Raw genomic sequence first — 25,910 nt, 5'->3', positions numbered from 1 at the left:
TCCCGATCCGGCAAGCCGGCCCATATCATAAGAAGAAAAGGCGCAGAGAAGGAGACGGAGGTGAGCGGCAGGTGAAGAAGAGACGGAAGACACCGCTTGCGCAAAACCGGGGCGGGAGGAGTCTGCACACGCACAGCAACGATCCCGCTCCGAAGGTATCCGTGGTGATTCCGGTCTACAATGAGCGGCGGTCTCTTGCGGCTGTTATAAGGGAAGCGTACCGCGTTCATCCGAGCGTGGAAGTAATTGCCGTAGTGAACGGTTCTACGGACGGTTCCCGCCGCATCGTGGAGAAAATGGGGCCGAGGATGATCTCGTTCGATACGGCTCTCGGCCATGATGTCGGCAGAGCCGTCGGAGCGCGGGCGGCGAAAGGGGATATTGTGCTTTTTACGGATGGGGATATCGTCATCCCTGCCGCAAAGCTCTCCTCTTTCGTCAAAGCCGTAGAAGACGGGGCGGATGTAGCCATGAACACTTACGTGGGGCCGGTCAAGCGCGACAGCGTCCACCGGGTCATCCTTGCCAAGCATGCGCTGACCGCGATGCTGGACCGGCCGGACCTTGCGGGGACGTCGCTGACGACAATTCCGCACGCGTTAAGCCGCAGGGCCATAAGCGAAATCGGAGCGGAGTCGCTCGCTGTACCGCCCAAGGCGCTTGCGCTTGCGCTGCGTAAAGGGCTGAACGTTAAAGCCGTGGAGTATGCGGCCGTGGGAGCCAAAAATCCGAGGAGGCGCAAAAGCGCCGGAACCGACCCCGTAGGAGACTTGATCATAGGCGATCATCTGGAAGCGCTGTATGCCTGGATCGAGGCCGAAGCGCTTACGGAAGCGGGGGCGGAGGGAGCTCCTCCGGACAGAGAGAGGGAAGGAGGGAGCGGATGAAGCGGCAGAGGACTAAGAAGAAGCTGTCCGGTATGGCCGGAGGCCAGAAACGGCGGAGTCCGGTACGGTCCCGCAGCGGAAGAGCCGGCAAAACCGGCCCGAACACGAAGGCGGGAACGCCCCCGAAGGGACGGGGGATTGCCGAACTTGCCGCGGCCGGAAGGAGACTGGGAGGTCTGCTGGCCGCGGGCTTGCCGGTCCCGTCGGCTTCCGGGGACGGAGACGAAGCGGGCTCCCGCCCGACGGCTGCGACGGCGCGCAGACAGATGAACGATCTCTGGGTCCGGCACGGGGGAGTGCTGAGCGGCCTGAATCCTGCGGGGCCGGAGTATGCGGCTGCGGCGTCGGCTTTTGCGCAGGGCTATTGCGAGAAAGCGGGGCTGCTGGACAAGGGCTGGTTTCCGTTTCCTTCGGATCAGCGGGTTTCCGCCGTTGTCCTTTTACACGGCTTAGGCCCGGAAGCTTTTGCCGGGCAGGATTTGTCCCTGCACAGATTGCTCGGGGAGCTTCAAAGGCTGGCTCTGTACGAAGTTGTTTTCGCATCGCGTGACGCCGCCGCTGCGCATGTGCTGGTTCAAGCGGCCGGGGCTCCGGGCCTCGGGGCGGAAGTGAAGCATGTCGTCGCCGCGGCCGGGACCACCGGAGGCGGAGACGGCAGGCAGGCGGCTGCGGTTGCCGGCTGCGGCGGAAGGCGATATCCTGGTATTCCTCGACGCTTCCGTGCCCACGGCGGCGGAGGAAATCGCCGCGCTGGCCGGCGCGGTAGCCGGAGGGTGCGATGCCGCTTTGTGGGGCGTTTCCGCGAAGCTGCCTCTTTTTCACAAACGGACGCCCGAAATCATGGCGAAGCAGTTCGTCAACTACGCGCTGGGCCGCCGGGATTTGCAGGCGGACAGCTTGACGGTCCTGCCCCATGCTTTGTCCCGGCAGGCCGTGACGAGGCTCGGCGCGGAACTTTCCCGTCCCGCCAGAGCGCATGGAGCCGCTCTGCTCGAAGGGCTCGCGGTTTCCTCCGTACGGCCTTCCGGCGGGAATGCGCAGACCGCGGGGGGCGGCCGGCCCTCCGCCTGGCTGGACCGGAGCCGGGCTTCCGACCATCTGGAAGCGCTGGGATTCGCCATGGAAAGGCTCGGTCCGCGGCTATTCTATCCGGACAACTGGCGGCGCCGGGGTTATGCCGCGGATGCGGATGTTCCGGAGGAACCGTCCGCCGGCGGGAGCGGGGATTTTGCACGGGAAAGCGTGTGAAGCGGGAATAGAGGAAACGCGGGCCGGCAAACCCGGTCAAACTGGGGATGCCGTCTTGTCCGCGGACAACGGCGGTTCTCCGTGCATATACTTTTGAATAAAGAAACAAGGGCGGTACGGGGGGAAGGAGGTGCGGGATGGAACGCGAAAAAGACACGCTGGTAAGGCATATTTCCAGATCCCATCTAGAGCTTGCCAAAATTCTTCATTATAAAAGCGAGGTAGCCGCGCATATGGCGGGACTAATCGGACAAATTCCGGATGAAAACCCGGCTTTCGCGGATATCGAAACGCTTCTCACCCAGTCGGTTAACGTGACGCGGAATGTAACGAGCTATTTGTCCTCACTCGCGGATCTGGAGGAAGCGCTGGCGACCAATCTCGGGCTTGCCGTGAAAGAATTGGAAAACAGCGAAGAGAGCGAGTAACACCGGGCGGGCGAGGGCCGTGAGCTGAAAAGCGGATGCCTGGAGCGGACACCGGAAAATGAAGACTGACGCGGGGGCCGGAAGCGGGTGCTGATGGCCGGACATGCGGAATGGCAAGTCGGGCAGGGCGGATTACGCAAGGCACGAAAAGAAAGAAAGAAAGGCGGGCGGAGCTTGTGAGCAGGGAAGTCTCCTATGTACGGATTCTCCAGTCCGTGGCGCAAATGCAGGTGAGCATCGCGTCGATACTGGAAGCGAAAGCGGCGGAAGCCGAGAAATCGAAGGCGTGGATATGCAGTCATCTGACGGCGCGGCAGTTTGCCACGCACCAGGATCAGGTGCAGCAGCCGCTGGAAGTTCATGACGGTTTGATCGAGCTTATTGAGGCAATGACGAGGATGGAGCAATCGCTGGGCAGACATCTGCAGATTGTAATCGGAGAACAGGAAAATCAGGGCGGGGGTCTTGGCGACTATTCCGAACTGCTCGGAGGCGGGAACAAATGAACCCGCGTCTGACGGAAGACGCCTGGAAGCTCGAGATGCTGCAGGCTCTGGCCCGCAGCCAGCGGGCGATGATGCGCATAACCGAGGCCGCCGCCGCAATGCCGGGAACCGGTGTGCCGGCTGCGGCCTCCTCCGGCGGAGAAGCGGGTACGGCGGGCCGGAGTCAGCCCGCCGACTTGCTGCTTTCTCCGGAGGCGTTTCCCGGAGGCCGGGGACCCGTTTCGCCGGCCGGCGGGCTTCTCCAGACGCTGGCCGCCTATCATTTTGTGCTGCAGCGCAAAATAGACCTGCTGCTGCCGCCGCGCCGCCGCCGGTCGAAGACCGACGCGAAGCCTTGGCTGAACACGCGGGTGCAGGTCCGCTCCGGCACGGCACTCGCCGGTCCAGGCGCGGAAGAGCCCGCCGGGAACGCATCGGGGCGACGGCTTCGGGGCCGGCCGGGTGAGTCCGGCTGAGAAAGCCGGTGCCCTATGCCGATGCTCTGTGCTGGTGCTCTATGCCGGTGCCCTGTGCCGGTGCTCTAGGCCAGAGCCCTATGCCGGTGCTCTAGGCCGGCACCCTGTGCCGATGAGGGGCAGGCGCAAGGCGCGCAGGTGTGGCGGGCGCAAGCGAAGGTAAAAGGGCAGGTACATCACTGCGGCAAGGGCGAGGGTAAGTGCAGGACAAATGCCCGTGCCACAGTAACAGCGACAGCAAAGAGCAGGTCTATTTGCAAGATCAGTCAAGAAAGATCCTTACAAGATCACGCGCTGCGGCTTATCCCCAGCGCACAAGCAGCCCGCCGTGGACGAGCCCGCCGCCGAAGCCGTAAAGCAGTAGCAGGTCGCCCGGCTTGATTTTGCCTTCCTTAAGTCCCATATGAAGCGACAGCGGAATGGTGGCCGCGGATGTATTACCGTAATACTCCAGGCTGTAAAGGGTCTTCCCGACAGGGAAATCCATGCGCTCGCAGACGGATTCGATAATGCGCAGATTGGCGCTGTGCGGAATAAACCAGTCTACTTCGGACATCGTCATGCCGGCCGAATCCAGCAGAGCGCTTACCCCTTTGGGGACTGTGCCGGCTGCGAATTTGTACACTTCCCGGCCGTTTTGGACAAGCTTTCCCGCACCGTCCAGAGCTTTCTCTCCGATCCGGTCCGCCAATCCGGTGCGGTACAAATGCACGCCGCCCGTACCGTCCGAGCCCAGATGATGCCCGAGGAAAGCACCGGCAGCACCGCTTGGTGCCGCCTCTACAAGAGCGGCTCCCGCACCGTCGCCAAGCAGAATGCACGTGGTCCGGTCCGTATAATCGGTAATGGCCGACATATGATCGGCGCCGAGCACGAGAATTTTGCGGTGCAGGCCCGCCGTTATAAAAGCGTTCGCCGTATGGAGCGCGTAAACGAAACCCGCGCAGGTCGCGTTAAGATCGAGAGCGCCCGTTGACGGGATGCCGAAGTGCGCCTGTACGAGACAGGATACCGTGGGAAAAGGGAGATCCGGCGTATTGGTCGCCGTCAGGATAAGATCCACATCTTCCAGAGTAACCCCGTATTCGGCGATCATGTTATCGATGGCGGAGATACACATATGACTCGTAAACTCTCCGGGAGCGGCGATCCGTCTTTCCCGCATACCGGTTCTTTGCACGATCCAGTCGTCGTTCGTTTCCACCAGGCGCTCCAGGTCGGAGTTCGTCAATCTTTTTTCGGGAACATAGTTGCCGACCGCGGAAATTCTTGCTTTTGAGTTCATACGATCACCTCATCAAAAGTTTTGGTAGTTGATATTAGTACCAGGTGCTAAATTTAATTTACTCCACAAAAGGCCCCTCTGTCAATCGACTGATCTCTCTTGAAAATTTTATTGCGGGAGAGGCCCTATTTGACGGGAGTTAAGCAGACGGAAGCGGCCGGTATCCGGGAAAAGATTTTTCCGGGTTCCTTGCCAAACTTTGTCCGGGTGGGATATGATTATTTTTTTAACATACCTTAAGACTGTAAAGATTTGTTTATAGTCGAGCCCGATAAGGAGTCTTGTTCCGATGAAATTGTTTTTTTCTACGATCCAGTGGCTGGCCTTTATTCTGGCCGGGAGCCTGGTCGCTCCGCTAGCCGTAGGCAATGCGCTGCATCTGCCGCCCGCGGATATCGCGACTTTTATGCAGCGGACTTTTTTGCTGATCGGCGTCTCCGCCCTGCTGCAAACGCTTTTCGGCCATAAACTGCCGATGATGGAAGGCCCCGCCGGCCTGTGGTGGGGTATTTTCGTTGTATATGCGGGCCTGATCTCTTCGGGTGCTCTGGCGCTCGCGGACGGTCTTCGCCAGCTTGAAATGGGCATGTTGTTGACGGGGGCGCTGTTCCTGCTGCTCGGTGCCTTGGGGTGGATCGGAAAAATCCGCAGACTGTTCACGCCTCTCGTTACAGGCACGTACCTGCTTATTCTGGTCGCCCAGCTCAGCGGCTCTTTTATGAAAGGACTGCTTGGAATCGGCTATCTGCAGGATGCCGTGGATTCGCGGGTCGCTCTGCCTGCTTTCGCCGTGCTTCTGCTTTCGATGCTCCTGCCGCGGACCCGCAGCCGGTTTCTCCGAAATTACTCGATTTTGCTTTCGCTGCTGACGGGCTGGGTTCTGTTTATGCTGCTGGGTATCGCGCCCGACGTACCGGCTTCGGATTCGGCGTTCGCCCTGCCGGGGATTTTTGCGTGGGGCCTGCCGCAGTGGGATGCGGGCATTCTGCCGACATCCGTTCTGATCGGCCTGCTGCTGCTCGCGAACCTCATTGCCAGCATTCAGGTCGTGGAAAAAGTGTCCGCCGATAAAACTGCGGCCGCACCTCCCGTGAACTACAACCGCACCAGCCTGATGATGGGCGTCTCGACGGCGCTCGGCGGCTTGTTTTCCGCGATGGGCTGCGTGCCCATTTCGGGAACCGCCGGCTTCATACTGACGACGGGGCTGGTTCAGCGTCTGCCGTTCGTGCTGGCTTCCGCCGGGATGGTGCTGATCAGCCTGTTTCCGCCGGTCACGGCTATTTTCACCTCCCTGCCGATGCCGGTGGGCTACGCGGTCATTTTCGTGCCCTTCGCTTCGATGATCGGTCTCGCGCTGCGCGAATACCATTCATTAAAAGGCGGGGACCGCGATTACTTTATTATCGGGGTATCGCTCATGATCGGTATCGGCAGCTTGTTCGTTCCCGCTTCGGCGATCGCCCAGCTTCCGGGCCTGGTCCGCACGGTGGCCAACAACGGGCTCGTGCTGGGGATGCTCGTCTGCATCGTCCTGGAGCAGTTTTTTCTCTACCGGGAACGTTCCGCGCGTAAAAAAGAATCCTCCGGGACGGTGTAAACCGCCGGGATGTAAAAAAGCCTCTGACAGGCCGATGCGTTGTATACGCATCTCCTCTGTCAGAGGCTTTTTGCTTGCCTTGCGGCAGGGGCAGCGGTTTCGGCAGCTCGCAAGGCCGTCCGCCTGCGTGCCGTCGCCGACGCGCGTGCCGCAGGCATGCCGCTACGGGCCCCCGCCGTGGCTGCGATCCTGCGGCGTCCGTCTGCGCCGCTGCCGCCGAAGCGCGGACCGCAGGCATGTCGCCGCGACCGCCGCTTCTACAGCGTCACGGCAACGGTCGTCCCCCCGTCCGGGCTCGCTTTCCGCTGTAATGTCGCCGTGACCGCCGCTTCTACAGCGTCACGGCAACGGCCGTCCCCCCGTCCGGGCTCGCTTTCCGCTGTAATGGAGCCGCGATCGCCGCTTCTACAGCGTCACGGTAACGGCCGTCCCCCGTCCGGGCTCGCTTTCCGCTGTAATGGAGCCGCCCAGCCGCAAAGCCAGCTGCCTGGCGATTGCCATGCCGAGTCCGGTCCCGCGGGTGGTGCCCTCGGTATTCGTTCCCCGGTAATAGCGGTCGAAAAGCTTATCCAGGGTGTGCTTATCCATGCCGACTCCGTTATCTTCCACACGCAGGAGGAAACCGCCCGGCGGGGAAGCGGCCCCCTCGGGCACTTTCCGAAGGAGCACCCGAATTTGGGTGAACGGAGGATTATGGCGCACGGCATTGGCAACGAGATTGTCGAGAATACGACGGAGAGCCTGCCGGTCGACAGAGCGGACAAGCGCCTCCTTTTCCGGCTCGAACGACACGTTGGCGTGGGCGAACTCGGCATCGTTCACGACGCCGAGAATACAGCGGCGTACAAATTCGTTGAGTTCCGTCTGTTCCGCGCTTTGGGGCCGTTCGTCATTGCTAAGGCGGAAAGTGAGGCTGAGATCGCCGATCAGCTCATCCATAAAATCCGCCTTATCTTTGATGATGGCGGCAAATTCCCGTATTTCCCGCTCCGTCCACGTATAATGGGGCGTTTCGAGCATATGGGCATACCCTTTGATGGACGCGAGAGGGGTCTTCAGATCGTGCGAGATGCCGGAGATCCATTCGTCCCGCGTCCGCTCCAGGCGCCCGCGGGCTTCCTCGGCGGAGCTTAAAGCGCCCGACAGATGCTGCATCGACTGCATCACATCGCTGTAAAGACGGTAGCGCCTCTTGAGGCGCCCGTCCTTGCGCCGGCTGCCCGATCTTCCTTCCGCACCTCCCGGCTCCGTATATTCACCCCGGCTGAGCCGGTGCAGCCACGCGAGTATATGCACGATCGGCGTACCGAAGCGGTGGCCGTACCAGAACGCCGCTCCGACGAGCAGCACCAGCATTCCGGCGGCGAGGCCTGCGAATGCCGTGAGCATGACCTGCGCCTCCGTAGCGGGGAAAACGTCCGGCTCCGCGCCGCGCGAGGGAACGTGCACGACCCAGGTGCGGCCGTCCTCCAGGCTGCGCGAAGCGGAGGCGTACCCGTAGCGCTCGCTGTACTGGCGGCGGAGCGCCAGATCCTGCAGCGTATACACCGCGGGGATCGAATCCGGCCGGTTATACGAAGCAAGCTCGACGCCGCTGCGGTCAAGCAGCTGAAGAACGGCGCCGGACCGGTCCAGCTTCTCCCGGAAGAACGCGGGTATCTCCGGCTGCTTGTCCCCGGGCGGACCTGCGGCGAGAATTTCGTCCAGCAGGACATTTTGGGCGCTGCGTTTTCCGTAAAGCAGCGTGTAGATGCGGCCGTCTTTTTCCTCGATCCAGAGAAAAAGGGAGTAGGGGAAGGGCTTGTTCCCCATCCAGTAATCCATAAATTGCCCGGGCTCGTACCGGGCCGGAACGTCGGAGGGCGTCCCGTAAGACCGGATAACCGCTCCGGTTTCGTCCACCGCCTGCAGCCAGCCGCCGGACCGCAGCGCTTTGTCCAGCAGAGCCTCGTCGAAGATCAGCTCCCCGTTCTCCGTCCGCACCGTCTGGACGAGCTTGGACATGCCGGCTTTGCTGAAATCACGGTTCATTTCCAGCTTCTCCATACCCTTGAGCATATAGGCGACGGCTCCGCCGATCAGCAGCAGAATACAACCGCTCACGGTCACAAGCTGGATGACAAAACGGAGAATCAGCCGTTTTCGGACCGTCACGGTACGTCTACCTCCTGCGGGGCCGCCGGGCGCACAAGCTTGTAGCCGAGTCCGCGCACCGTCACGAGAAAGCGGGGATCGCCGGGATTCTCCTCGATCCGCTCTCGTATGCGGTGAATGTGTACCATCACGGTATTGTCGTCGCCGTAGCTGTCCGTTCCCCAAACCTGCTCGTATAATTGCTGCTTGCTGAAAATCCGGTTCGGATGGCGGCACAGAAAAACAAGCAGTCTGAAACACGAGCGCCGGACACGCCAGGCTTTCATCCCCAACACGGAGTTCCCCGGCCGGCACGTGAACCTGGAAGCGACCGTAGTCGTAGTGTTCGGAAGCTCCTTCCGCCGCTCCGCCGCCGGCTTTCGGACTTCCGGCATCCGGCGCGGTGCGGAGATCTCGTCTCAAGCGGGCTTTGATGCGTGCCGCTACTTCCAGGGGATTGAACGGCTTCGTCACATAATCGTCTCCCCCCAGAGCGAAACCGGTCAGTTTATCGAGGTCCGAGTCCCTGGCGGTCAGAAAAAGAATCGGCGCATCCGTTTCGGCGCGCACCAGCGGACAAATATCGAAGCCGCTTTTGCCGGGGAGCATGACATCCAGAACAATCAGATCATAATGTTGCCGCTTGCAGGCTTCCAGGGCCTCTTCGGCGGTTGAGACCGTATCGATCTTTGTAAAACCTTCTTTGGCAAGAACTTTCTCCAGCATATGCAAGAGAGCCGGTTCGTCGTCGACGATCAGCAGCCGGACTTCTTTCATAGGAAACCGCTCCTCTATATCCATTCTTATTGCTTATCATATCACGATCGGGTGAACCCGTCTGAAACGCAGCCTTAACGGAATCTTAACGATTCGGAAAAAGGGGCTTTGAAAATAAGCTGCCGGTAATGCGGAGTTTCGGCTGCGGTAATATCCGGGTGGTACGCTGAATTTGCCGGAGCGGACAGAATAGACAGAGCTCCGCGATCTTAAGCAATCGTAAAGGAGAGGGAGATATGAAACTGAGAACGACGATCTGGGGAATGGCCGCCGTACTGCTTGTTCTTCCGGGGCTTGCCGGATGCGGTGCGGCAGAGCCGTCTTCCGCCGTTTCGCCGCCTGCATCCCCGGCAGCTTCGCCGGAAGCGGAGAAAGAGGCGGAATTTGAGCCGGGGAACCTGGGGGCTTTATTTTTGCAGGGGAAAATCAAAGAGATCTACAGCCGTTTCAGTCCTGAATTCAGGAAAAAAGTGAGTTTAGAGCAGTTAAGCGAACTCGCCGGGGATTTTAACAAAGACGTTCGCGAGTATAAGATGCAGAGCAAGCTGCCCCTGGGGGACGGGGATCGTTACGTGTGGACGGACGAGTCCGGGCAAAAAGGGATGATGGCCGCTATCGACGGCAAAGGGATCATCGGGGGGCTTCAATTCCTGCCTCTCAAGACGTATCCAGCTTCGGACGAAGCATTCAGCCGCACGGAATTTTCCCTTCCTTTCCGGGGAGAGTGGACCGTATTCTGGGGCGGCACAAACGTGCTTCTGAATTATCACTACGAGCATGAATCGCAGAGGTACGCGTACGACCTTGTGCAAATCAAGGGAACCTCCAGTTACAGCGGCGATCCCGGCAAGCTGGAGAGCTATTACGCGTACGGTCAGGAAGTGACGGCACCGGCTCCCGGAATCGTGAAAGCGGTGGAGAACGGCAGGCCGGATAACGAAATCGGTAAGACCGACGAGAAAAATCCCGCCGGCAATCACGTGGTCATCGATCACGGAAACGGGGAATACAGCTTTCTCGCCCATTTCCAAAAAGGCACCATTACGGTGAAACCGGGAGACAAAATCGAACGGGGACAGGTTCTCGGACATGTCGGAAACTCGGGCAATACAAGCGAGCCTCATATCCATTTTCACGTTGCGGACGGGGCGGATTTATCCGGTTCCAAGTCTATCCGCATCCGTTTCGAGGAGGGAGCCGCACCCAAGCAGGGCGACGTTATAAAGGGAGTCCGCTAACAGCCCGAAGACCTCCATTCTTTTTGTCGAAAGCCGCTCCTTTATCTATAGAAGGAATTCATGCAATCGGTTAAAATAGGTAAAAGAGATGCAACATATCGCAAGAACGGCTCGTCAGAAGGAGTGGAGGTGAACATTATGAAAAAAATGACGAATATCGTCCTGTTGGCCTCGTTGCTCGTGTTCTCGCTCGGTTCCTCGGCTTTCGCGTTTTCGGATCTGAAGGGCAGCCCCGATGAGGCGGCTATTCAATCTTTGCAGGACAAAGGAATCGTTGAAGGTATGGACGGCGACCGGTTCGCACCGAATACATCGATGACGGCGGCTCAGGGCGTACAATTGATCGTGAAAGCACTTGATTTGAATCTGGGCAAAATCCGTTTCATCCGCGCGCCCAAAGCAAGCGACAGCTTCACAAAAGCCAAGGATGACGTCTGGTATTCCGAATCGTTCATTATTGCGGCCATGAACGGTCTTCCGATCGGCCGGGATATCGATCCCCAGCAGACGCTGACACGGGAGCAGTTCGCCGAATGGCTGCATACCGCGGTGGAGAAAACCGGTCCTTATCCGGTTGCAAGCATGTTCGTGAACATTGCGGATCAGGCGGAAGTGACGCCGGGCAGCATGAACGCGATTCAAGTTCTGCTCCTGACCAAAATCGCCAAGCTGGACGATGCGTCGAAGTTCAATCCGAAGAAGCCCGTTACCCGCGCCGAAGCGGCTGTAATGGCTTATAACGCGATGGAATTCGTCGCCAAGCACAGCAAGGCGGAGGAGCCTGCGACAGCTCCTTCGGAGGAAGAAGGCGTTAGGGTCATCGTGGAGAAACAAAGCGATGAGCTGAACAAGGTAACCCTCTCCCGCGGCCTTCAGCCTAACCCGGGCTACGCTATCACCATCGACCGGGTCGAATACGTTTCGGAATCGGAAGCCGTAGCCTATTACACGCTGCGCAAGCCCGATCCAGACAAAATGTACCCGGCCGTCATGACCGAAGCGAAAGCTTCCGTCACCGTTAAAGCCGGCTATAAGGTAACGGCCAAGCCGACGAAGTAAACGGACGGGGCCTAAAACCCCTCTGGTCCGGCATAGGGGAAAAAATTTTCCTCCGCTGTCCGGACTTAGGACGATGCCCGGCATCCCGAACACCTCCCTGAAATCGAGTTGCGATTTCAGGGAGGTGTTCGGCGTTTACGGCCGATGAAGGAACATACCGATTCGCGGGGGTTCTGAGCCGCCCGGACCGGTCGGCCGGCCCTCGGGATGCAGAGTTTTTTATGCGAATGGCAGTATGCGCAAACGTTCAACGGTAAAGTGAGGATCATCAAATTTAGCGGCGGCCGCTGTCCCGGTGGTAGCGGAACCACTTTCAAGCTGTCCGGCTGCGCCTGCTGTCCAGCCTGCTTCCGGGAAAGCCGCAAGAAACAACAAAAGGACGCGATCAATCGGATCGCGTCCTTTTTACGTGCATAACAATCCTCAAAACCTAACCCACCACAGCCACCGCCACCGGCTTGCTCGGCAGATGGTGAATCGAGCGGACGTACCGGATCGTCCGTGTTTTCGCGCGCATGACGATGGAGTGAGTCTCCGCCCGCTCGGCGGAGAGAAAACGCACGCCGCCGAGGAAATCGCCCGGCGTAATGCCCGTTGCGGCGAAGATGACATCGTCGTCGCCGATCATATCCGGCAGGCGCAGCAGCTTCGCCGGATCGTCGATGCCCATCGCGCGGCAGCGCGCCGCGTCTTCTTCGCCGGACGGCATAAGGCGGCCCTGCAGCTCGCCGCCCAGACAGTGCAGCGCGGCCGCGGCCAGCACGCCTTCCGGCGCGCCGCCGGAGCCGATGTAGAGATCGACGCCGGATTCGGGGAACGCGGGCGCCATCGCTCCGGCCACGTCGCCGTCGCTGAGCAGCTTGAGCCGGACGCCGACCCGGCGCAGCACGGCGATGTGCTCCGCGTGGCGCTCGCGGTCGAGGATCGACACCGTCAGATCGGCGATGTTCTTGTCGAGCAGGCGGGCCGCCGCGCGCAGCGTCTTCTCCAGCGGCTCGTCCAGGCTCAGCTTTCCGCAAAGCGCGGGTCCGACGGCCAGCTTCTCCATATACATATCGGGCGCATGCAGAAGTTTGCCTTTGTCTGCCGCCGCGATAACGGCTAGGGCATTGTTGAGCGCCTTGGAAACGAGCTCCGTGCCTTCAACGGGATCAACGGCGATGTCGACCTCCGGTCCGTCCCCGCTGCCTACGCTCTCTCCGATATACAGCATGGGAGCCTCGTCCATTTCGCCTTCGCCGATTACGACGGTTCCTTTCATGGAAACGGAACGGAAGGATTCCCTCATGGCGGCTGTCGCGGCGCCGTCCGCTTCGTTCTTATCCCCGCGCCCCATCCAGCGGGCGGCCGCAAGAGCCGCGGCTTCCGTCACGCGTACAATTTCCAAAGACAGTTCTCTCTGCATCTTCTGTTTTTCCCTCCACACGTTTAATATGACTCATATTTAAATTAATGTGTTGTACTAAATACTAATATATGATATAAAATAAGTGAAATCAATCCTTGTTTGAGGATTATTTTGAAATGTGCAGCCCAAATGCTGCATGTTATGCTCATGATGGGACGAACTTTCCTCTTTTTTTAAAAGAATGAAAGGGATTTCATCATGAACGGGATTATGACGTCATATATCTTCATTAAGAACCAACAACCAATCACAGAGGAGCGATGAAAACAATGAGCAAGGCGAAATCGGACGTCATGCTGGGAACTCTGCTCTGCAAATGGTGCAATGAGATCGTAGGGGAATTGGATACGGAGAAAGTGACCTTGTATTACACGCAATGTAAAGATGGCGCCTGCAGGGCGGCCGTAGACAAAGAGGGAGTGGGACACAATGAGCAAGCAATGGCTGATGCATTTTTATGAGGGAAATCAATCACTAGCGGGGCTTCTTGGCGGCAAGGGCGCCAATTTGGCCGAAATGACCCGGGCGGGGCTTGCCGTTCCCCCCGGGTTCACTCTGACTACGGAAGCTTGCAGAGCTTATTATATAGAAAGCCGGCTGCCGGACGGACTTCTCGCTGAAGTGCGCGAAGCGATGGCGGAGCTTGAACAGAGCAAAGGACAGCGTTTCGGGGACGCGGCTTCGCCGCTCCTCGTCTCGGTCCGCTCCGGTTCGGTCACGTCCATGCCGGGCATGATGGATACGATTCTAAACCTCGGCCTTAACGACGACACGGTGGAAGGATTGGCCGCCGCCACGAAAAACCCGCGGTTCGCCTATGACTGCTACCGCCGCCTGATCCAGATGTTCGGCAGCGTCGTTTTCGGAATCGAGGGAGCCTGGTTCGAGAAAAAACTTCACGCGCTGAAACAGGCCGCCGGGACGGAATCCGACCAGGAGATCCGGGCTGAGGACTGGCAGGAGCTGATCGGCACCTATAAAGCGCTTATTCTGAAAAGAGCGGGCGTTCCGTTTCCGCAGGACGTTTACGAGCAGCTCCGGCTGGCCGTCGAAGCGGTTTTCCGCTCCTGGAACAACCAGCGCGCCCAAATTTACCGCCGCTTGAACGGAATCCCCGACGAGCAGGGAACCGCCGTCAACATCCAGGCGATGGTGTTCGGCAATCTTAACGAAGAAAGCGGCACGGGCGTTGTATTTACACGCAATCCGAGCACGGGTGAGAGAGTCCTGTTCGGCGAATACCTGACGAATGCGCAGGGGGAAGACGTCGTCGCGGGCGTACGCACGCCGCAGCCGATCGCCAAGCTTGCGGGGGACATGCCCGCCGTTTACGAGAAGCTTGCAGGGATGGCGGAGCTGCTGGAGAAGCATTACCGGGATATGCAGGACATCGAATTCACCGTTGAAAACGGGACGCTCTACATGCTCCAGACGCGCAACGGCAAAAGAACGGCCCAAGCGGCCATGAGAATCGCCGTAGAGCTCGTCCAGGCAGGCATCCTGACGAAGGAGGAGGCGCTGCTCCGCGTAGAGCCTTCGCATCTTGACCAGCTTCTTCATCCGAGCCTGGATGAAAGCGAAGCCCCGGCCGCGCTGGCGACGGGTCTACCGGCATCGCCGGGAGCGGCCTGCGGACAGGCCGTCTTCACGGCGGACGAGGCTGACGCCTGGGCCCGCGCGGGCAAAGCCGTCATTCTCGTCCGCACGGAAACGACGCCGGAAGATATTCACGGTGTACTCGCAGCGACAGGCGTGCTGACGTCACGCGGCGGCATGACAAGCCATGCGGCGGTCGTGGCGCGGGGCATGGGTAAGCCGTGCGTCTGCGGCTGCGAGCTGCTCGCCATCGACAGCGAGGAGAAGCAGGCCGCCATCGGCGGACAGGCGATCCGGGAAGGCGACTGGCTCACGATCGACGGCGCCACGGGGCGCGTTATGATCGGCGAAGTGCCGCTCAAGGAAGCGGATATGTCCGCCGAGCTTCAGCTCATGCTGCAGTGGGCGGACGACGTGCGGCAGATGAAGGTGTACGCCAACGCGGACAATCCCGAAGACGCGGCGAAAGCGCGCAGCTTCGGAGCGGAAGGCGTCGGCCTGTGCCGCACGGAGCACATGTTCCTGTCGCCGCAGCGGCTGCCGATCGTCCAGGAAATGATTCTGGCCGACTCGGATGCGGCCCGCGGAGCCGCGCTGGAGAAGCTGCTGCCGATGCAGCAGGGGGATTTTGACGCCATCTTCCGCGCGATGGCCGGCCTGCCGGTGACGATCCGGCTGCTGGACCCGCCTCTGCACGAGTTTCTCCCGAACCTGGAGGAGCTTGTGGCCCGCCATGCGCAGCTTACAGCCGCACGGTCCGGCGCTTCCGGTCCGGATGCCGAGCTGCAGAAGCTGGAGTTCCTGATCCGTAAAGTACGCGGTCTGCACGAAGTGAACCCGATGCTGGGGCAGCGGGGCTGCCGGCTGGGCATCCTGTTCCCCGAAATTTACAGCATGCAGATCGAGGCGATATTCGGGGCGGCCCTGGCCTGTCTGAAAGACGGCGTGGACGTTTCGCCGGAAATTATGATTCCGCTCGTGGGACACGCCAACGAGCTGCGCATTATGCGCGCGCTGGTCGACCAGGTTGCGGACCGCATGCTCGGCGATCTGCGCGCCCAGGTGAGCTACCGCGTCGGCACGATGATCGAGGTGCCGCGCGCCGCGCTTACCGCGCCGCAGATCGTGCAGCATGCCGATTTCTTCTCGTTCGGCACGAACGATCTGACGCAGATGACGTTCGGCTACAGCCGCGACGACGCGGAAGGCAAGTTCCTCACGCATTACGTCGACAGCAAGCTGCTGCCGGACAATCCGTTCCAGGTGCTGGACCGCGACGGCGTCGGCCAGCTGATCGAACTGGCCGTTACCCGTGCGCGCGCCGCGAAGCCGAAGCTCAAAACCGGCGTCTGCGGCGAGCACGGCGGAGACCCGAAATCGATCCGGTTCTGCCGGGAAACCGGGCTCGATTACGTGTCCTGCTCCCCTTACCGCGTGCCGCTCGCCCGCATAGCGGCCGCGCAGGCCGAAATCGAGATCGCCGCGGAAGAAGCCGCCTCGGGGCAGCAAAAGATTGTATCCTGACCGCATTTTATATATCATGGAGATAACCCCGATTCACCTGCGGGAATCCGCCCGTGAGGAGTGAGAGTCATACAGCTGTCTCAGCGCCAGATGGAAATTCTGGAACTCATTCATAAGCAAGCGCCCATAACCGGGGAGCAGATTGCCGAACAGCTTGGCGTAAGCCGTCCGACCATCCGTTCGGATCTGTCTCTTCTGGTGATGCTCGGCCATATCAACGCGAAGCCGAAAGTCGGTTATTTTCCGAATAAATCGTTTCGCGAAGAACAGGCGGGCGGGCTGAAACTGAAAGTGAAACAGGTGCAGTCCATGCCTGTCATCGTACGCAAAACCGCTACCGTGGGCGATGCCGTCGTCGCCCTTTTTGTGGATAACGTGGGCGGTCTGGTCGTAGCGGATGAAGAAGGCATGCTGCTCGGCGTCATTTCGCCGAAAGACCTGCTGAAGGTTACACTGGGCAACCCCGCGGCCGCCTCCATGCCGGTCTCGCTGGTCATGACGCGCAAGCCGCAGCTTGTTACGGTGACTCCCGATGACGACGTCATCGAAGCCGCCCGTAAAATGGCGGAGAACCAGGTCGATATGCTGCCTGTGGTCGTGCCGCATGAGAACGGCACCGATACGCCGTCTCTGGAAGTGGTAGGGCGCATCTCCAAAACAACAATGACCAAAGTGCTGCTCGACGCAGCCAGGAAGTGGTAAGGAAGGGGAACACATACCGGATGGTTCAGGATGCACATGAGGCGCAGCAAACGATCACAATCTGCTCCGATTCCGTCGGAGAGACGGCGGAGACGGTCGTACGCGCCACAATCCGCCAATTTAACGGCCATAATGTCAAGATGCGGCGCATCGGACACATTAAGCATGAAGATGAAATCCGCGAGATAATGGAAGAAGTGCAGCGCGAAGGCGGCTTCGTCGCTTATACGCTCGTCCAGCCTGAACTGCGGGAAATGATGAAAGAAGAGGCGATCCGTCTCGGCGTCCGCGCCATCGACATCATGGGGCCCATGATGCAGGCGTACATCGACACGTTTGACGGCGCGCCGAGCCGCAAGCCCGGCCTCATGCACGAGCTCGACGACGCCTATTTCCGGCGGGTCGAGGCCATTGAATTCGCCGTCAAATGCGACGACGGGCGCGATACGACCTCGATGATGAAAGCGGACATCGTGCTCATCGGCGTATCCCGCACCTCGAAGACGCCGCTGAGCATCTTCCTGGCGCATAAGGGCTACAAAGTCGCGAACTTTCCGCTCGTGCCCGAAGTGAAGCTTCCGAAGGAGCTTTTCGAGTTCCCCGGCAGCCGCATCGTGGCCCTCACCATGAACGCGGAGAAGCTCTTCAAAATCCGGATCGAGCGGCTGAAGACGCTGGGTCTGCCGTTCGGCTCCCAGTATGCCACCATGAACCGGATCAACGAAGAGCTGGAGCACGCCAGCAGCATTGCGAAGCGTCTCCGCTGCCCGGTCATTGACGTGACGGACAAAGCCATCGAGGAGACGGCGGGTCTGATCATTGAGTTTTTGCAAGCGTAAGGCCAGCCGCTTAGAACGGCTGGATAAGTCCCCCGGTTACGGGGGGCTTTTTTTAGTTGGATTTTTGAAATAGGAGCGAGCCGTAGGGGGGGGAGTTGAGGGTTTATTCCAAAATTTGACACAATATACTTGCAGCGGTAGCATGAACTTATGAACTTATCTTGCCTTGGCCTCGGCCTTATTTGGCGAAAAAGAGTGGAACCGTGCCGTCTATCCGAATCAAAAAGTCCTCCTTGATCATCGGAGGCGTTATCCTGCTGCTTGCGCTTTCCCCCTTTGCTTATTCCCGGTATACCCTTTATAAACTCGAAAGAGGAATTCTTGCTTATTTAACCGAAACGAAACACTACGAAGAGAAGGAAATCCTCAGCATTCAGGCAAAAGTCAGTAAAACTCCGAGATATCCGATCTATGTAAAATTCGCGGACGAACCCGATATCACGTATATCTACTTACACAGGGACGATAAGTACATTCAATTTCCTCCCACCAGAGATGCTCGCGGGAACCTGATTCTTCACAAACATACCGATAAAGAGACGTTATGACGAGAAAAATGGGTTCAACTCGAAGGAGTCTCGGGATCAATATGGAAATCTGCCTAGGCACAAACATGATGAAGATACAAACATCATAAAATAACGAGAATTTGTTAAGCAGTATATTTCAATTCCGGACAAATAGAAATTGCAGCAGTATGGTTTGGGAGAAGGTGAATCACATTATAAAATTAATTGGCGCAAGCTTTGTATTAATTTTTTTAACGAGTTGTTCCACATCAGATATAGAAAGTAAGACTCTATACGCCCAATCTTCGGATTGGTATGTCGAGCTTTCCTATGACAAAATCGATGGAAAGTTTATAGAGACGCCGAGAATACGATACACCGGTAATGAGAGGCTAATCAACGTTGATCTAAATATTAGATATAACAATAACAGCTTCACCGGAAATGGAATTACGGATGTAGAGCCGTTAATGGATGACAGCGTTCCGATGACTCTTCCAACCAGAACTTCGGTTAACAATTGGAAAAATACGAAGAGTATCAAACTGATTTGGATGACTAAAGAAAAAAGTGAGAACGAAGAATGCCTGAGATTAAGCGAAACAAAACCTGAATAAGTGAGAAATGGTTGTTTTCTTAAATGAATATATCCAAGGAGAATGAACGGGAGTTGATTACCTTTTGTCCTATTTTATTACTTTTACCTTTAACTTTATATTAGCTTACTTTATCTATGACGATTCCCGGTTCCTTAAACCTTTAATCCATTCTATTTGTATAGTGATTTTGGTGGCCGGGATGGATTTAATTTTAAAAAAAAGGAAAAATCATTCAAGTAAAAGTGCAAACAGAAAATAATAAAGAACGGGCAAAAAGATATCAATATGCTTATTACGCAACGAAAGTATCGTATACAGACTCCAGCTATACGACTCCAATCCATGTAAAGACTGAGTTCATGGGTTGGGCTGATTGATTCGATACGCAAGGAGGTTTTGTGATCGTGAAAGACGTAATAGCCGCAATGGTAATCGCAATTCTTACAACAATAGCCTCCTCTTTTGTTGAAAATACCTTTAGCATTTCTTTTTTGGTGATTATCGCCGTTATCTGTTTCGGTGTTCCTGCGATTGTTGGAAAGATAAGCAAATATATTTCGAAAAATAAAAATAGTAAGCAATTTAAAGGTTAATGAAGGATAAAGGCCGCCATTGTTTAAATGCAGACTCAAAGCACGACTAACCGAATGTATCAAACCAAAGTTGTCCAATCTGGGCGGCTTTTTTATTACTGCGGTGGCGGAATAGGTAGAACGTTATTTAAGTATTTTATATAAAAATAGCAGCTTTATTGGAAATGGTATTAATGATGTACATACGTTGATGAATGATAGTGTTGCGATGACTCTTCTAACTGAAACAATGGTTAATAATTGAAAAAATGGTGACCAGGAGATTACAACCCCAAAACAAGAAAAGACCTTCCGTTATCCCCAAAGGATGACCGGAAGGTTTTCTGTGCCCTGGCAAGGGTGGCTGCGTCAGATTTTTAGCTCCCCGAGCTTGATTAGCTCGACTACCGCCTGTGAACGACCTTTTACATTCAACTTCTGCATGACATTCGAGATATGGTTACGCACGGTCTTCTCGCTGATAAAAAGCTGCTGTGCGATATCCTTCGTCGTTTTGTCCTGTACGAGTAATTCAAAGACTTCGCGTTCACGATTTGTGAGTAAGAATTTGTTTTTATGATCGCTGCCCTTCAAGTTGTCATCCCTCCTTGCTCGGGTTTTGGAGTAATTACAAGGGTAAGGGATACAGTCAACTTAGTGTATGAAGGGCGCTTACCAATGGTGCGATGGCGGGGGAAAAATAGGCGGGAACAGCGGCTGTTATCATACCCGTGATTTCGTATCGATTTTGATAATCGTTTGTAACAAATCCCGGTCTGCTCTGTTGTACACTGGTCTGGAGGGCATTAGGGAGGGAGATTCGGGCGATGCGGAAAAGATGGACGGCGGCAGGCATGACAGCGGCGCTGCTGGTCGGCATTACGGCGGGCGCTTACGCGACGAGTAATTTGAAGGAGATCCAGGCGTTTTTAAACCCGGATTTGCAGGTGGAGCTAAACGGCACGGCGTTTACACTGAAAGATGAGCAGGGGAAAGACCTGGTTCCCATCACGTATGAAGGCAACACATACCTGCCTCTCCGCGATCTCGCGCAGCGGCTTGATTTGAGTGTCGCTTGGGACGGCACCAACAATAAAGTCATTTTGAAAGAAAAACCTTACATGGAATTTTCCGGAGAGGACGAGGCCCTGCTTGAGAAATACGGGTACGGATTCCGGTTTCCGCGGTGGATGGAGAATGTGATGGTGAGCGTCATACCGGAGGAAAACGTGAAAACGTCGATTGAAGAGGGCCGTTTGGATAAGCGAGCCCAGTCGCTGACCTTGATCCATTATATGGTTCAGGATGAGAACCTGCACCGCCTGCACGATGTGGCGGCCCGGATCGAAGTGTACAAGAAAGAAGACTGGCCCGAGGTGAAGAAAACGGCGGCCGGCTCAGAAGTTCTCGGCGAGAACGACCGATATGTGTATATCGCGAAGAAGGCCGCGGAGAATCCATACGAGCCCGGAACGCTGGATGCGGAAGGCTTCGGGGATTTGCGGGATTGGCTGGATCTGCACGAATATTACTTTACTTTGAGCGGCACATAAGCGGGCAGGAAATCATTAAGATAATCCTTTAATTTACAGGCGCAGCGACGAAACGTCTCCGGGAGGGGGCGTTTTTTTGTTTTTCAAAGTCAATTCTTTCCGTCTAAAAACTAGACTGGTTCTAAAGTCATGACCATTACAGGATAAATTAAACAAATATATACAAATATTATCTTTTTGGCGATATAATATAGGAGATATGGCCTATTAATTCAGGAGGGGTAGAGAAAACAAGCCCGATAGAACGGGCGGTAAGGTTCATACTATTCATTGAGGAAAGAAGGCATTTTTTTGAGACACTTACATAAGCTGTTGAGTTTAATGATGATCGTCTGCTTGCTTCAGATCAGTCCTTTGGTACATGCGGAAACGGTTCTCCAGAATCAGGCCGTGAACGGCGGAACGATTAACCAGAATATCGTCTTTATTGATGTAAATAATCATTGGGCGAACGACGCTATCTATGATATGGCGAAAAAAGGCATTATTAGCGGCTACGAGGATTCCTCCTTTCAACCGGAGAAATCCATCACCCGTGAAGAGTTTGCCAAACTGATTGCCCTGACGTTTTCGATCAACCTGCAAACGCCGGCAGAGCCTACCTTTGCGGATTTGAATCCGGACAAATGGTCGTTCGGTTACGTCGAATCCACGAAAGAATTTTTGACCGGCTACTATCCGCCGAAAGGTAAGCCGTTCTTCAGCCCGGATACCAAGGCCACTCGTGAAGATGTTGCCGTTGCGCTCGTCAAAACGATGGGTTACACGACCGATGATCTGCAGAGCAGCAGTACGCTCGGAAGAAATTTCAGCGACGTGGATGAAATTTCCTATAACCTTCGGGACTATGTCGCCATTGCAACGGAAAAGCAGCTGATCGGCGGCTATGAGGACAGAACGTTCAGACCGCAGAAGCCGATTACAAGGGCGGAAGTAGCCACTCTTCTTTTCCGGGTCATTAAATCTTCCGCTCAAGATCAGACTGACGGCCCTTCCCTGGAAGTATCCGTACCGGAGAAAACAGAAAGCGGCACGTTCTATGTTTCGGGCAAAACGCATCGCGACGCCAAGGTGCAGATCAATGAGAAGGCGGTATCGACCGACGGAGGCTCTTTTAAGGAAGGCTACCGTCTGGAGAAGGAAGGCACGTATGAAATCCGCGTTACGGCCAAGCTCCCGAGCGGCAAAACGACAACCGTGACCAAGAAAGTAACGTATCAGGTGAACGGTCCGGAATTAAAGGTAGACAACACGCCTGATACGGTTACGAAGGGGTATCTGACCATTTCGGGGAAGGTGAAGAAGGATGCCGGTTATTCGTACCCGACCGTCTATCTCAACGATGAGAAAATGTACGTCAGCAGCTGGGACGGCACCTTTTCCAAAGAGGTAAAGCTGACGGAAGGCGAAAACACGTTCACCGTTAAAGCGGAAAACGAAGCTGGAAAAGAAACCGTCGTTACGAAGAAAGTCACCTTTAGCTCCGGTGGTCCCGAGCTGAAAGTAAGCTCCATTCCGGACAGCACGCAGGTCGCTTCGATCCGGGTTTCGGGTACCGTTAAGGATGCCAACGATTCCTACCCCGTCCTGTATATCAACGACAAGAAAGTATATATGTACGGCGGTTCTTTCAGCGAGTCCGTCACATTGGAAGAAGGCGAAAACACGCTGACGTTCAAAGCGGAGAACGCGAACGGCAAAGTGACGGTCGTGACCAAAAAAGTGACCTTTAACGTCAACGGGCCGACCTTGAAGCTGAATGCCGTCCCCGAGAAAACCGCCTCTAAAACTTTGACGGTTTCCGGGTATGTAACGGATAAGAACGACAGCATACCGACGTTCAGGATTAACGGAAAGAAAGTGTATTACACCTCTTACGCCAGCGGAGCGTTCTCCGAAGAAATCGCGCTGTCGGAAGGCGAGAATACGCTCGTTTTCGAAGCGACCAATTCAGCGGGAAGAAGTACGACCTTGACCAGAACGGTCACCCTGGAAGCAGGCGCACCCGTTATTCGGGTCAACTATCACCCGGGCAGTACGACGCTCAGCTATATGACCATTTCGGGAAACGTAACCGATAAGAACGACAGCTATCCGGTGGTTTACTTGAATGACCGCAAAATTTATACTTCTTCTTATGACGGAACCTTTTCGGAATGGTTTGATCTGAAAAAAGGCGCCAATCCGTATACGATCGTCGTGTCCAATAAATACGGCAAAACGGCGACGGTAACCGGAAACGTATACCGCGTCGACAGGTAAGCCTGCTCTAGGCGCGGCATCATTTGCCGGATTCCGACGAATGTTACGAAAAACCTCTCTCGTGCTTGGCATGAGAGAGGTTTTTTTAGGTTCGCGCCGAGGAAACGGCCTGCCCGCGGAGTAAGACCGAGCGCCGAACGGGCAGGGCTGCGAGAGTGAGCGCCCGCAGACCCTATCCGCCGTCCCGCAGCCAGTCGCCCGATGGTGTTTCGTCCGCTTCGGACGTCTGCCGCTTCGCCTGCGGGAAAAGCGCCATTGTGAGGCTCCCTTCCCGCGGGAAAAGCGCATTGCGGCGCCTCCTTCTGCGGGGAAATCGCCGAATGGTAATCGCCGCCTGATGGGAGCGAGAGCGTGATAAAAGACCGCCTCCCGCAGGAAAAGCGCCGATGCCGGCCATCCGCCAACGGTCGCGGAACAAAAAAAGACCGCCTCCCCGAGGAAGCGGTCTTTCCACGCTGCCGCCGTCACAGAAACGGCGCCATGATCGGCTGGATCAGCCCCAGCGAGAACAGCGCGGCCAGGATCATCGCCACGCTGGCGATGGCCCCTTCCTCGCTGCCGAGCTCGTGGGCCTTGCTCGTGCCGGCGCCGTGGGCGCCCATGCCGAGCAGCAGCCCCCGCGAGATGCCGCTGCGGATGCGCAGCGAGCGGATGACCAGCGGCCCGATCACCGAGCCGCAGATGCCCGTCACGACCACGAACACGGCCGTGACCGAAGGAATGCCGCCGAGCGAACGCGACACCTCCATGGCAATGGGAGTCGTGATGGAGCGCGGCGCCACGCTCTCGATCATCTGCGGGCTGGCGTGAATCCAGCCCGCAGGCAGCACCGACGTGAGCACGGCGACGACGGAGCCGCACAGCACGCCCGCCACAAGCACCATGGCATGCTTGCGCAGCAGCTTGAACTGGCGGTACAGCGGGATCGCGAACGCCACGGTGGCGGGCTGAAGCAGATCCGTCAGCGGCTTCGTGCCCGCGTTGTAGGCTTCGACCGGCGTACCGGTGAAGAAGAGGCCGGCGATAAGCAGAACCGGCGCGACGACGAGCGGCGACAGGTAGGCTTTGCCTGTCTTCCGGTACAACCGGTTGGCCGCCCAGAAGACGACGACGGTGATCAGCAGATACAGAAGTCCGGTTCCGGTCATAAGGACGCTTCCTCCTTCTTGTCTTTGACGGCGCGTCTGCGCCCCAGAAACTCCGCCACGAGTCCCGTGCTGGCCATGACGAAAAACGTGCTGATTATAATGATGAGCAGGTACCGGCTTCCCGATACCGAGAACATTTCTTTATACTCCAAAATGCCGACGGCGGGCGGGACGAAGAAGAGCAGCAGCTTCGACAGCAGAAAATCGGCGCCTTTCTCGACCCAATCCAGCCGGACCCAGCCGAAGTGCAGGGCGGCGAAGACGATCAGGATGCCGACGATGCTTCCCGGCACCGGCAGGTGCAGCCGCTCGGATACGAGACGTCCGAGATAGGCGAACGCGATCAGCAGGCCGATCTGACCGGTCGTGACGAGCGCGCGCCGGACGTGAACCGGGGCAAACCGGTCCGGCGACCAAGCGAAACGTTGTTTTTTAGGAGGACCGCTTAAAGGTGGTGCGGGTTGTTTGTTCATCCGGATAATCCCCTTCCATAAATTCGAGTATACGCAGGGGACAAGGATAGGTAAAATACATATATTGAATGGTTTTCATTCCTTTTCTCTATGGAAGGGGAACCAATGCAGACGCATAAAGGAGACGATGGCATGGACGTTCGGCATCTGCACTATTTTCTGGAGACGGCGAGGCGCAAGAGCTTCACCAAAGCGGCGGAAGCCCTGCACGTCACCCAGCCCACGATCAGCAAAATGATCCGCATCCTGGAGGAGGAGCTCGGTGTCGAACTGTTCGACCGCACGGCCCGTCAGATTGTGCTGACGGATGCGGGCGAAGCCGTGCTGATCCAGGCGCAGCAGATTGTCCGCTCCCTGGAAAATCTGTCCGTCGATCTGGCTGACGTCACTTCCATGCGCAAAGGGCAGATCCGGATCGGCCTGCCGCCCATGACCGGGGCGCCTTTCTTCCCGGAACTGATCGCAGCATTCCACCGGCTGTATCCGGGAATCGGAATCCGGCTGATCGAGGAAGGGGCGCGCACAGTCGAGCGAGAAGTGGAGAGCGGAAGCCTCGATCTGGGCGTCGCGGTGCTTCCCGTCGATGCGGACCGCTTCGGGATGTTCGCCTTCGTCAAGGAAGAGCTCCGGCTTGTCGTGCATCCCGGGCACCGGCTCGCCCGCAGACAGACCGTCCGCCTTGCGGAGCTGAGCGGCGAGAAGTTCCTTCTGTTCCGCGAAGGCTTCACCCTGCACGAGAGCATTCCCGAAGCCTGCATTCAGGCGGGCTTCAAGCCCGACATCATCTACGAAAGCTCCCAGTGGGACTTTCTGAGCGGAATGGCGGAGGCGGGTCTCGGCGTCGCCCTGCTGCCCGAAACGATCTGCCGCAAGCTGAATCCGGACAAAGTGGCCACGGTTACCCTGGTTTCTCCGCGGATTCCGTGGCATCTTGTTATGATTTGGCGCAAAGAGGGTTACTTATCTTATGCCGCCCGTGAATGGCTCCGGTTTTCGAAGGAATGGCTGTCCCGTCCGGATCTTTAGAGCCCGGGGATTCAGCAAGGAGACCGGCTCCAATCGCTTCCGCGCCGGGCACCGTTTTGTTTCCAGGCAAAACATGGTACGAT

25 protein-coding genes and 1 pseudogene are annotated in these 25,910 nt (G+C 57.0%); 17 read left to right on the top strand and 9 right to left on the bottom strand.

Annotation, left to right across the window (positions count from 1 at the left end; all coding sequences use genetic code 11):
* Nucleotides 1–71 precede the first annotated feature (71 nt).
* Nucleotides 72–887, top strand: coding sequence for a glycosyltransferase family 2 protein (locus tag ABC395_RS20005; protein WP_413005653.1), 816 nt, complete (start codon nt 72–74; stop codon nt 885–887).
* Nucleotides 888–1,336: 449 nt separating this feature from the next.
* Here ABC395_RS20005 and ABC395_RS20000 read toward each other — a convergent pair whose 3' ends face one another.
* Nucleotides 1,337–1,465, bottom strand: coding sequence for a hypothetical protein (locus tag ABC395_RS20000; protein WP_413005652.1), 129 nt, complete (start codon nt 1,463–1,465; stop codon nt 1,337–1,339).
* A 37-nt stretch (nt 1,466–1,502) separates the two neighbouring features.
* Here ABC395_RS20000 and ABC395_RS19995 point away from each other — a divergent pair, with 37 nt between their 5' ends.
* From ABC395_RS19995 to ABC395_RS19980, 4 genes are all read left to right on the top strand, one after another.
* Entirely contained in the window at nt 1,503–2,135 is a 633-nt protein-coding gene (locus ABC395_RS19995) for a hypothetical protein (protein WP_413005651.1), read from the top strand.
* 137 nt (nt 2,136–2,272) lie between these two features.
* Nucleotides 2,273–2,563 (top strand): hypothetical protein, encoded by a 291-nt coding sequence (locus ABC395_RS19990; protein ID WP_413005650.1) that lies wholly within the window; start codon nt 2,273–2,275, stop codon nt 2,561–2,563.
* A 176-nt stretch (nt 2,564–2,739) separates the two neighbouring features.
* Complete coding sequence (locus tag ABC395_RS19985; protein ID WP_103995977.1) at nt 2,740–3,069, top strand: alpha-helical endospore appendage domain-containing protein; 330 nt, start codon at nt 2,740–2,742, stop codon at nt 3,067–3,069.
* On the top strand, nt 3,066–3,524 hold the full coding sequence (locus ABC395_RS19980; RefSeq protein WP_413005649.1) for a hypothetical protein: 459 nt from the start codon (nt 3,066–3,068) through the stop codon (nt 3,522–3,524). Before ABC395_RS19985 ends, ABC395_RS19980 begins: the two co-directional genes overlap by 4 nt.
* Before the next feature lie 301 nt (nt 3,525–3,825).
* Here ABC395_RS19980 and ABC395_RS19975 read toward each other — a convergent pair whose 3' ends face one another.
* Nucleotides 3,826–4,809 (bottom strand): ketoacyl-ACP synthase III, encoded by a 984-nt coding sequence (locus ABC395_RS19975; protein ID WP_413005648.1) that lies wholly within the window; start codon nt 4,807–4,809, stop codon nt 3,826–3,828.
* 289 nt (nt 4,810–5,098) lie between these two features.
* Here ABC395_RS19975 and ABC395_RS19970 point away from each other — a divergent pair, with 289 nt between their 5' ends.
* Nucleotides 5,099–6,409 carry a purine/pyrimidine permease gene (locus ABC395_RS19970; RefSeq protein ID WP_413005647.1) on the top strand — a complete coding sequence of 437 codons (1,311 nt, stop codon included), beginning with the start codon at nt 5,099–5,101 and terminating at the stop codon, nt 6,407–6,409.
* 405 nt (nt 6,410–6,814) lie between these two features.
* On the opposite strand, the gene ABC395_RS19965 is transcribed toward ABC395_RS19970, so the two are convergent.
* Together ABC395_RS19965 and ABC395_RS19960 are read right to left on the bottom strand one after the other, a co-directional pair.
* Nucleotides 6,815–8,563: a sensor histidine kinase gene (locus ABC395_RS19965; RefSeq protein WP_413005646.1), complete on the bottom strand. Its 1,749-nt coding sequence runs from the start codon at nt 8,561–8,563 to the stop codon at nt 6,815–6,817.
* Nucleotides 8,560–9,319, bottom strand: a pseudogene (locus ABC395_RS19960) (response regulator transcription factor). Before ABC395_RS19960 ends, ABC395_RS19965 begins: the two are co-directional and overlap by 4 nt.
* 236 nt (nt 9,320–9,555) lie before the next feature.
* Here ABC395_RS19960 and ABC395_RS19955 point away from each other — a divergent pair.
* Both ABC395_RS19955 and ABC395_RS19950 read left to right on the top strand, forming a co-directional pair.
* Nucleotides 9,556–10,557, top strand: a complete 1,002-nt coding sequence (locus ABC395_RS19955) for a M23 family metallopeptidase (protein WP_413005645.1) — start codon at nt 9,556–9,558, stop codon at nt 10,555–10,557.
* Between the two features lie 138 nt (nt 10,558–10,695).
* Nucleotides 10,696–11,616, top strand: a complete 921-nt coding sequence (locus ABC395_RS19950; RefSeq protein WP_413005644.1) for an S-layer homology domain-containing protein — start codon at nt 10,696–10,698, stop codon at nt 11,614–11,616.
* Nucleotides 11,617–12,046: 430 nt separating this feature from the next.
* Here ABC395_RS19950 and glpX read toward each other — a convergent pair whose 3' ends face one another.
* On the bottom strand, nt 12,047–13,021 hold the full coding sequence (gene glpX / locus ABC395_RS19945; RefSeq protein ID WP_413005643.1) for a class II fructose-bisphosphatase: 975 nt from the start codon (nt 13,019–13,021) through the stop codon (nt 12,047–12,049).
* Nucleotides 13,022–13,293: 272 nt separating this feature from the next.
* Between glpX and ABC395_RS19940 the strand changes: the two genes are divergently transcribed.
* From ABC395_RS19940 to ABC395_RS19915, 6 genes are all read left to right on the top strand, one after another.
* The gene (locus ABC395_RS19940) at nt 13,294–13,485 is read left to right on the top strand and encodes a GapA-binding peptide SR1P (RefSeq protein ID WP_009675441.1); all 192 of its coding nucleotides are present in this window, start codon (nt 13,294–13,296) and stop codon (nt 13,483–13,485) included.
* Nucleotides 13,454–16,144: a pyruvate, phosphate dikinase gene (gene ppdK, locus ABC395_RS19935; protein WP_413005642.1), complete on the top strand. Its 2,691-nt coding sequence runs from the start codon at nt 13,454–13,456 to the stop codon at nt 16,142–16,144. The genes ABC395_RS19940 and ppdK overlap by 32 nt, the downstream gene beginning before the upstream one ends.
* A 60-nt stretch (nt 16,145–16,204) precedes the next feature.
* Nucleotides 16,205–16,846, top strand: a complete 642-nt coding sequence (locus ABC395_RS19930; protein ID WP_413005641.1) for a helix-turn-helix transcriptional regulator — start codon at nt 16,205–16,207, stop codon at nt 16,844–16,846.
* Between the two features lie 20 nt (nt 16,847–16,866).
* Entirely contained in the window at nt 16,867–17,685 is an 819-nt protein-coding gene (locus ABC395_RS19925) for a pyruvate, water dikinase regulatory protein (protein ID WP_413005640.1), read from the top strand.
* Between the two features lie 203 nt (nt 17,686–17,888).
* Entirely contained in the window at nt 17,889–18,233 is a 345-nt protein-coding gene (locus tag ABC395_RS19920) for a DUF3139 domain-containing protein (RefSeq protein ID WP_413005639.1), read from the top strand.
* Nucleotides 18,234–19,197: 964 nt separating this feature from the next.
* The gene (locus tag ABC395_RS19915; RefSeq protein ID WP_413005638.1) at nt 19,198–19,386 is read left to right on the top strand and encodes a hypothetical protein; all 189 of its coding nucleotides are present in this window, start codon (nt 19,198–19,200) and stop codon (nt 19,384–19,386) included.
* A gap of 348 nt (nt 19,387–19,734) precedes the next feature.
* Here the strand turns inward: ABC395_RS19915 and ABC395_RS19910 are convergent, their stop codons facing one another.
* Nucleotides 19,735–19,959: a helix-turn-helix domain-containing protein gene (locus ABC395_RS19910; RefSeq protein WP_009672290.1), complete on the bottom strand. Its 225-nt coding sequence runs from the start codon at nt 19,957–19,959 to the stop codon at nt 19,735–19,737.
* Between the two features lie 233 nt (nt 19,960–20,192).
* Between ABC395_RS19910 and ABC395_RS19905 the strand changes: the two genes are divergently transcribed.
* A complete protein-coding gene (locus ABC395_RS19905; protein WP_413005637.1) occupies nt 20,193–20,918 on the top strand; it encodes a stalk domain-containing protein in 726 nt (241 codons plus the stop codon).
* A gap of 291 nt (nt 20,919–21,209) precedes the next feature.
* On the top strand, nt 21,210–23,180 hold the full coding sequence (locus ABC395_RS19900; RefSeq protein WP_413005636.1) for an S-layer homology domain-containing protein: 1,971 nt from the start codon (nt 21,210–21,212) through the stop codon (nt 23,178–23,180).
* 172 nt (nt 23,181–23,352) lie between these two features.
* Here ABC395_RS19900 and ABC395_RS19895 read toward each other — a convergent pair whose 3' ends face one another.
* The 3 genes from ABC395_RS19895 to ABC395_RS19885 are packed head-to-tail and all read right to left on the bottom strand — an operon-like array spanning nt 23,353 to nt 24,801.
* Nucleotides 23,353–23,598 (bottom strand): hypothetical protein, encoded by a 246-nt coding sequence (locus ABC395_RS19895; RefSeq protein WP_413005635.1) that lies wholly within the window; start codon nt 23,596–23,598, stop codon nt 23,353–23,355.
* A 46-nt stretch (nt 23,599–23,644) separates the two neighbouring features.
* Complete coding sequence (locus ABC395_RS19890) at nt 23,645–24,328, bottom strand: LrgB family protein (protein WP_413005634.1); 684 nt, start codon at nt 24,326–24,328, stop codon at nt 23,645–23,647.
* A complete protein-coding gene (locus ABC395_RS19885; protein WP_413005633.1) occupies nt 24,325–24,801 on the bottom strand; it encodes a CidA/LrgA family protein in 477 nt (158 codons plus the stop codon). The genes ABC395_RS19890 and ABC395_RS19885 overlap by 4 nt, the downstream gene beginning before the upstream one ends.
* Nucleotides 24,802–24,933: 132 nt before the next feature.
* Here ABC395_RS19885 and ABC395_RS19880 point away from each other — a divergent pair, with 132 nt between their 5' ends.
* Complete coding sequence (locus ABC395_RS19880) at nt 24,934–25,827, top strand: LysR family transcriptional regulator (RefSeq protein WP_413005632.1); 894 nt, start codon at nt 24,934–24,936, stop codon at nt 25,825–25,827.
* Nucleotides 25,828–25,910: the final 83 nt, after the last annotated feature.

The organism is Paenibacillus canaveralius (assembly GCF_047238265.1).
Taxonomy (GTDB): Bacteria; Bacillota; Bacilli; order Paenibacillales; family NBRC-103111; genus Paenibacillus_F.
Note: the sequence above shows the minus strand (reverse complement) of the source record. Positions and strands in the feature narration are given on the sequence as shown.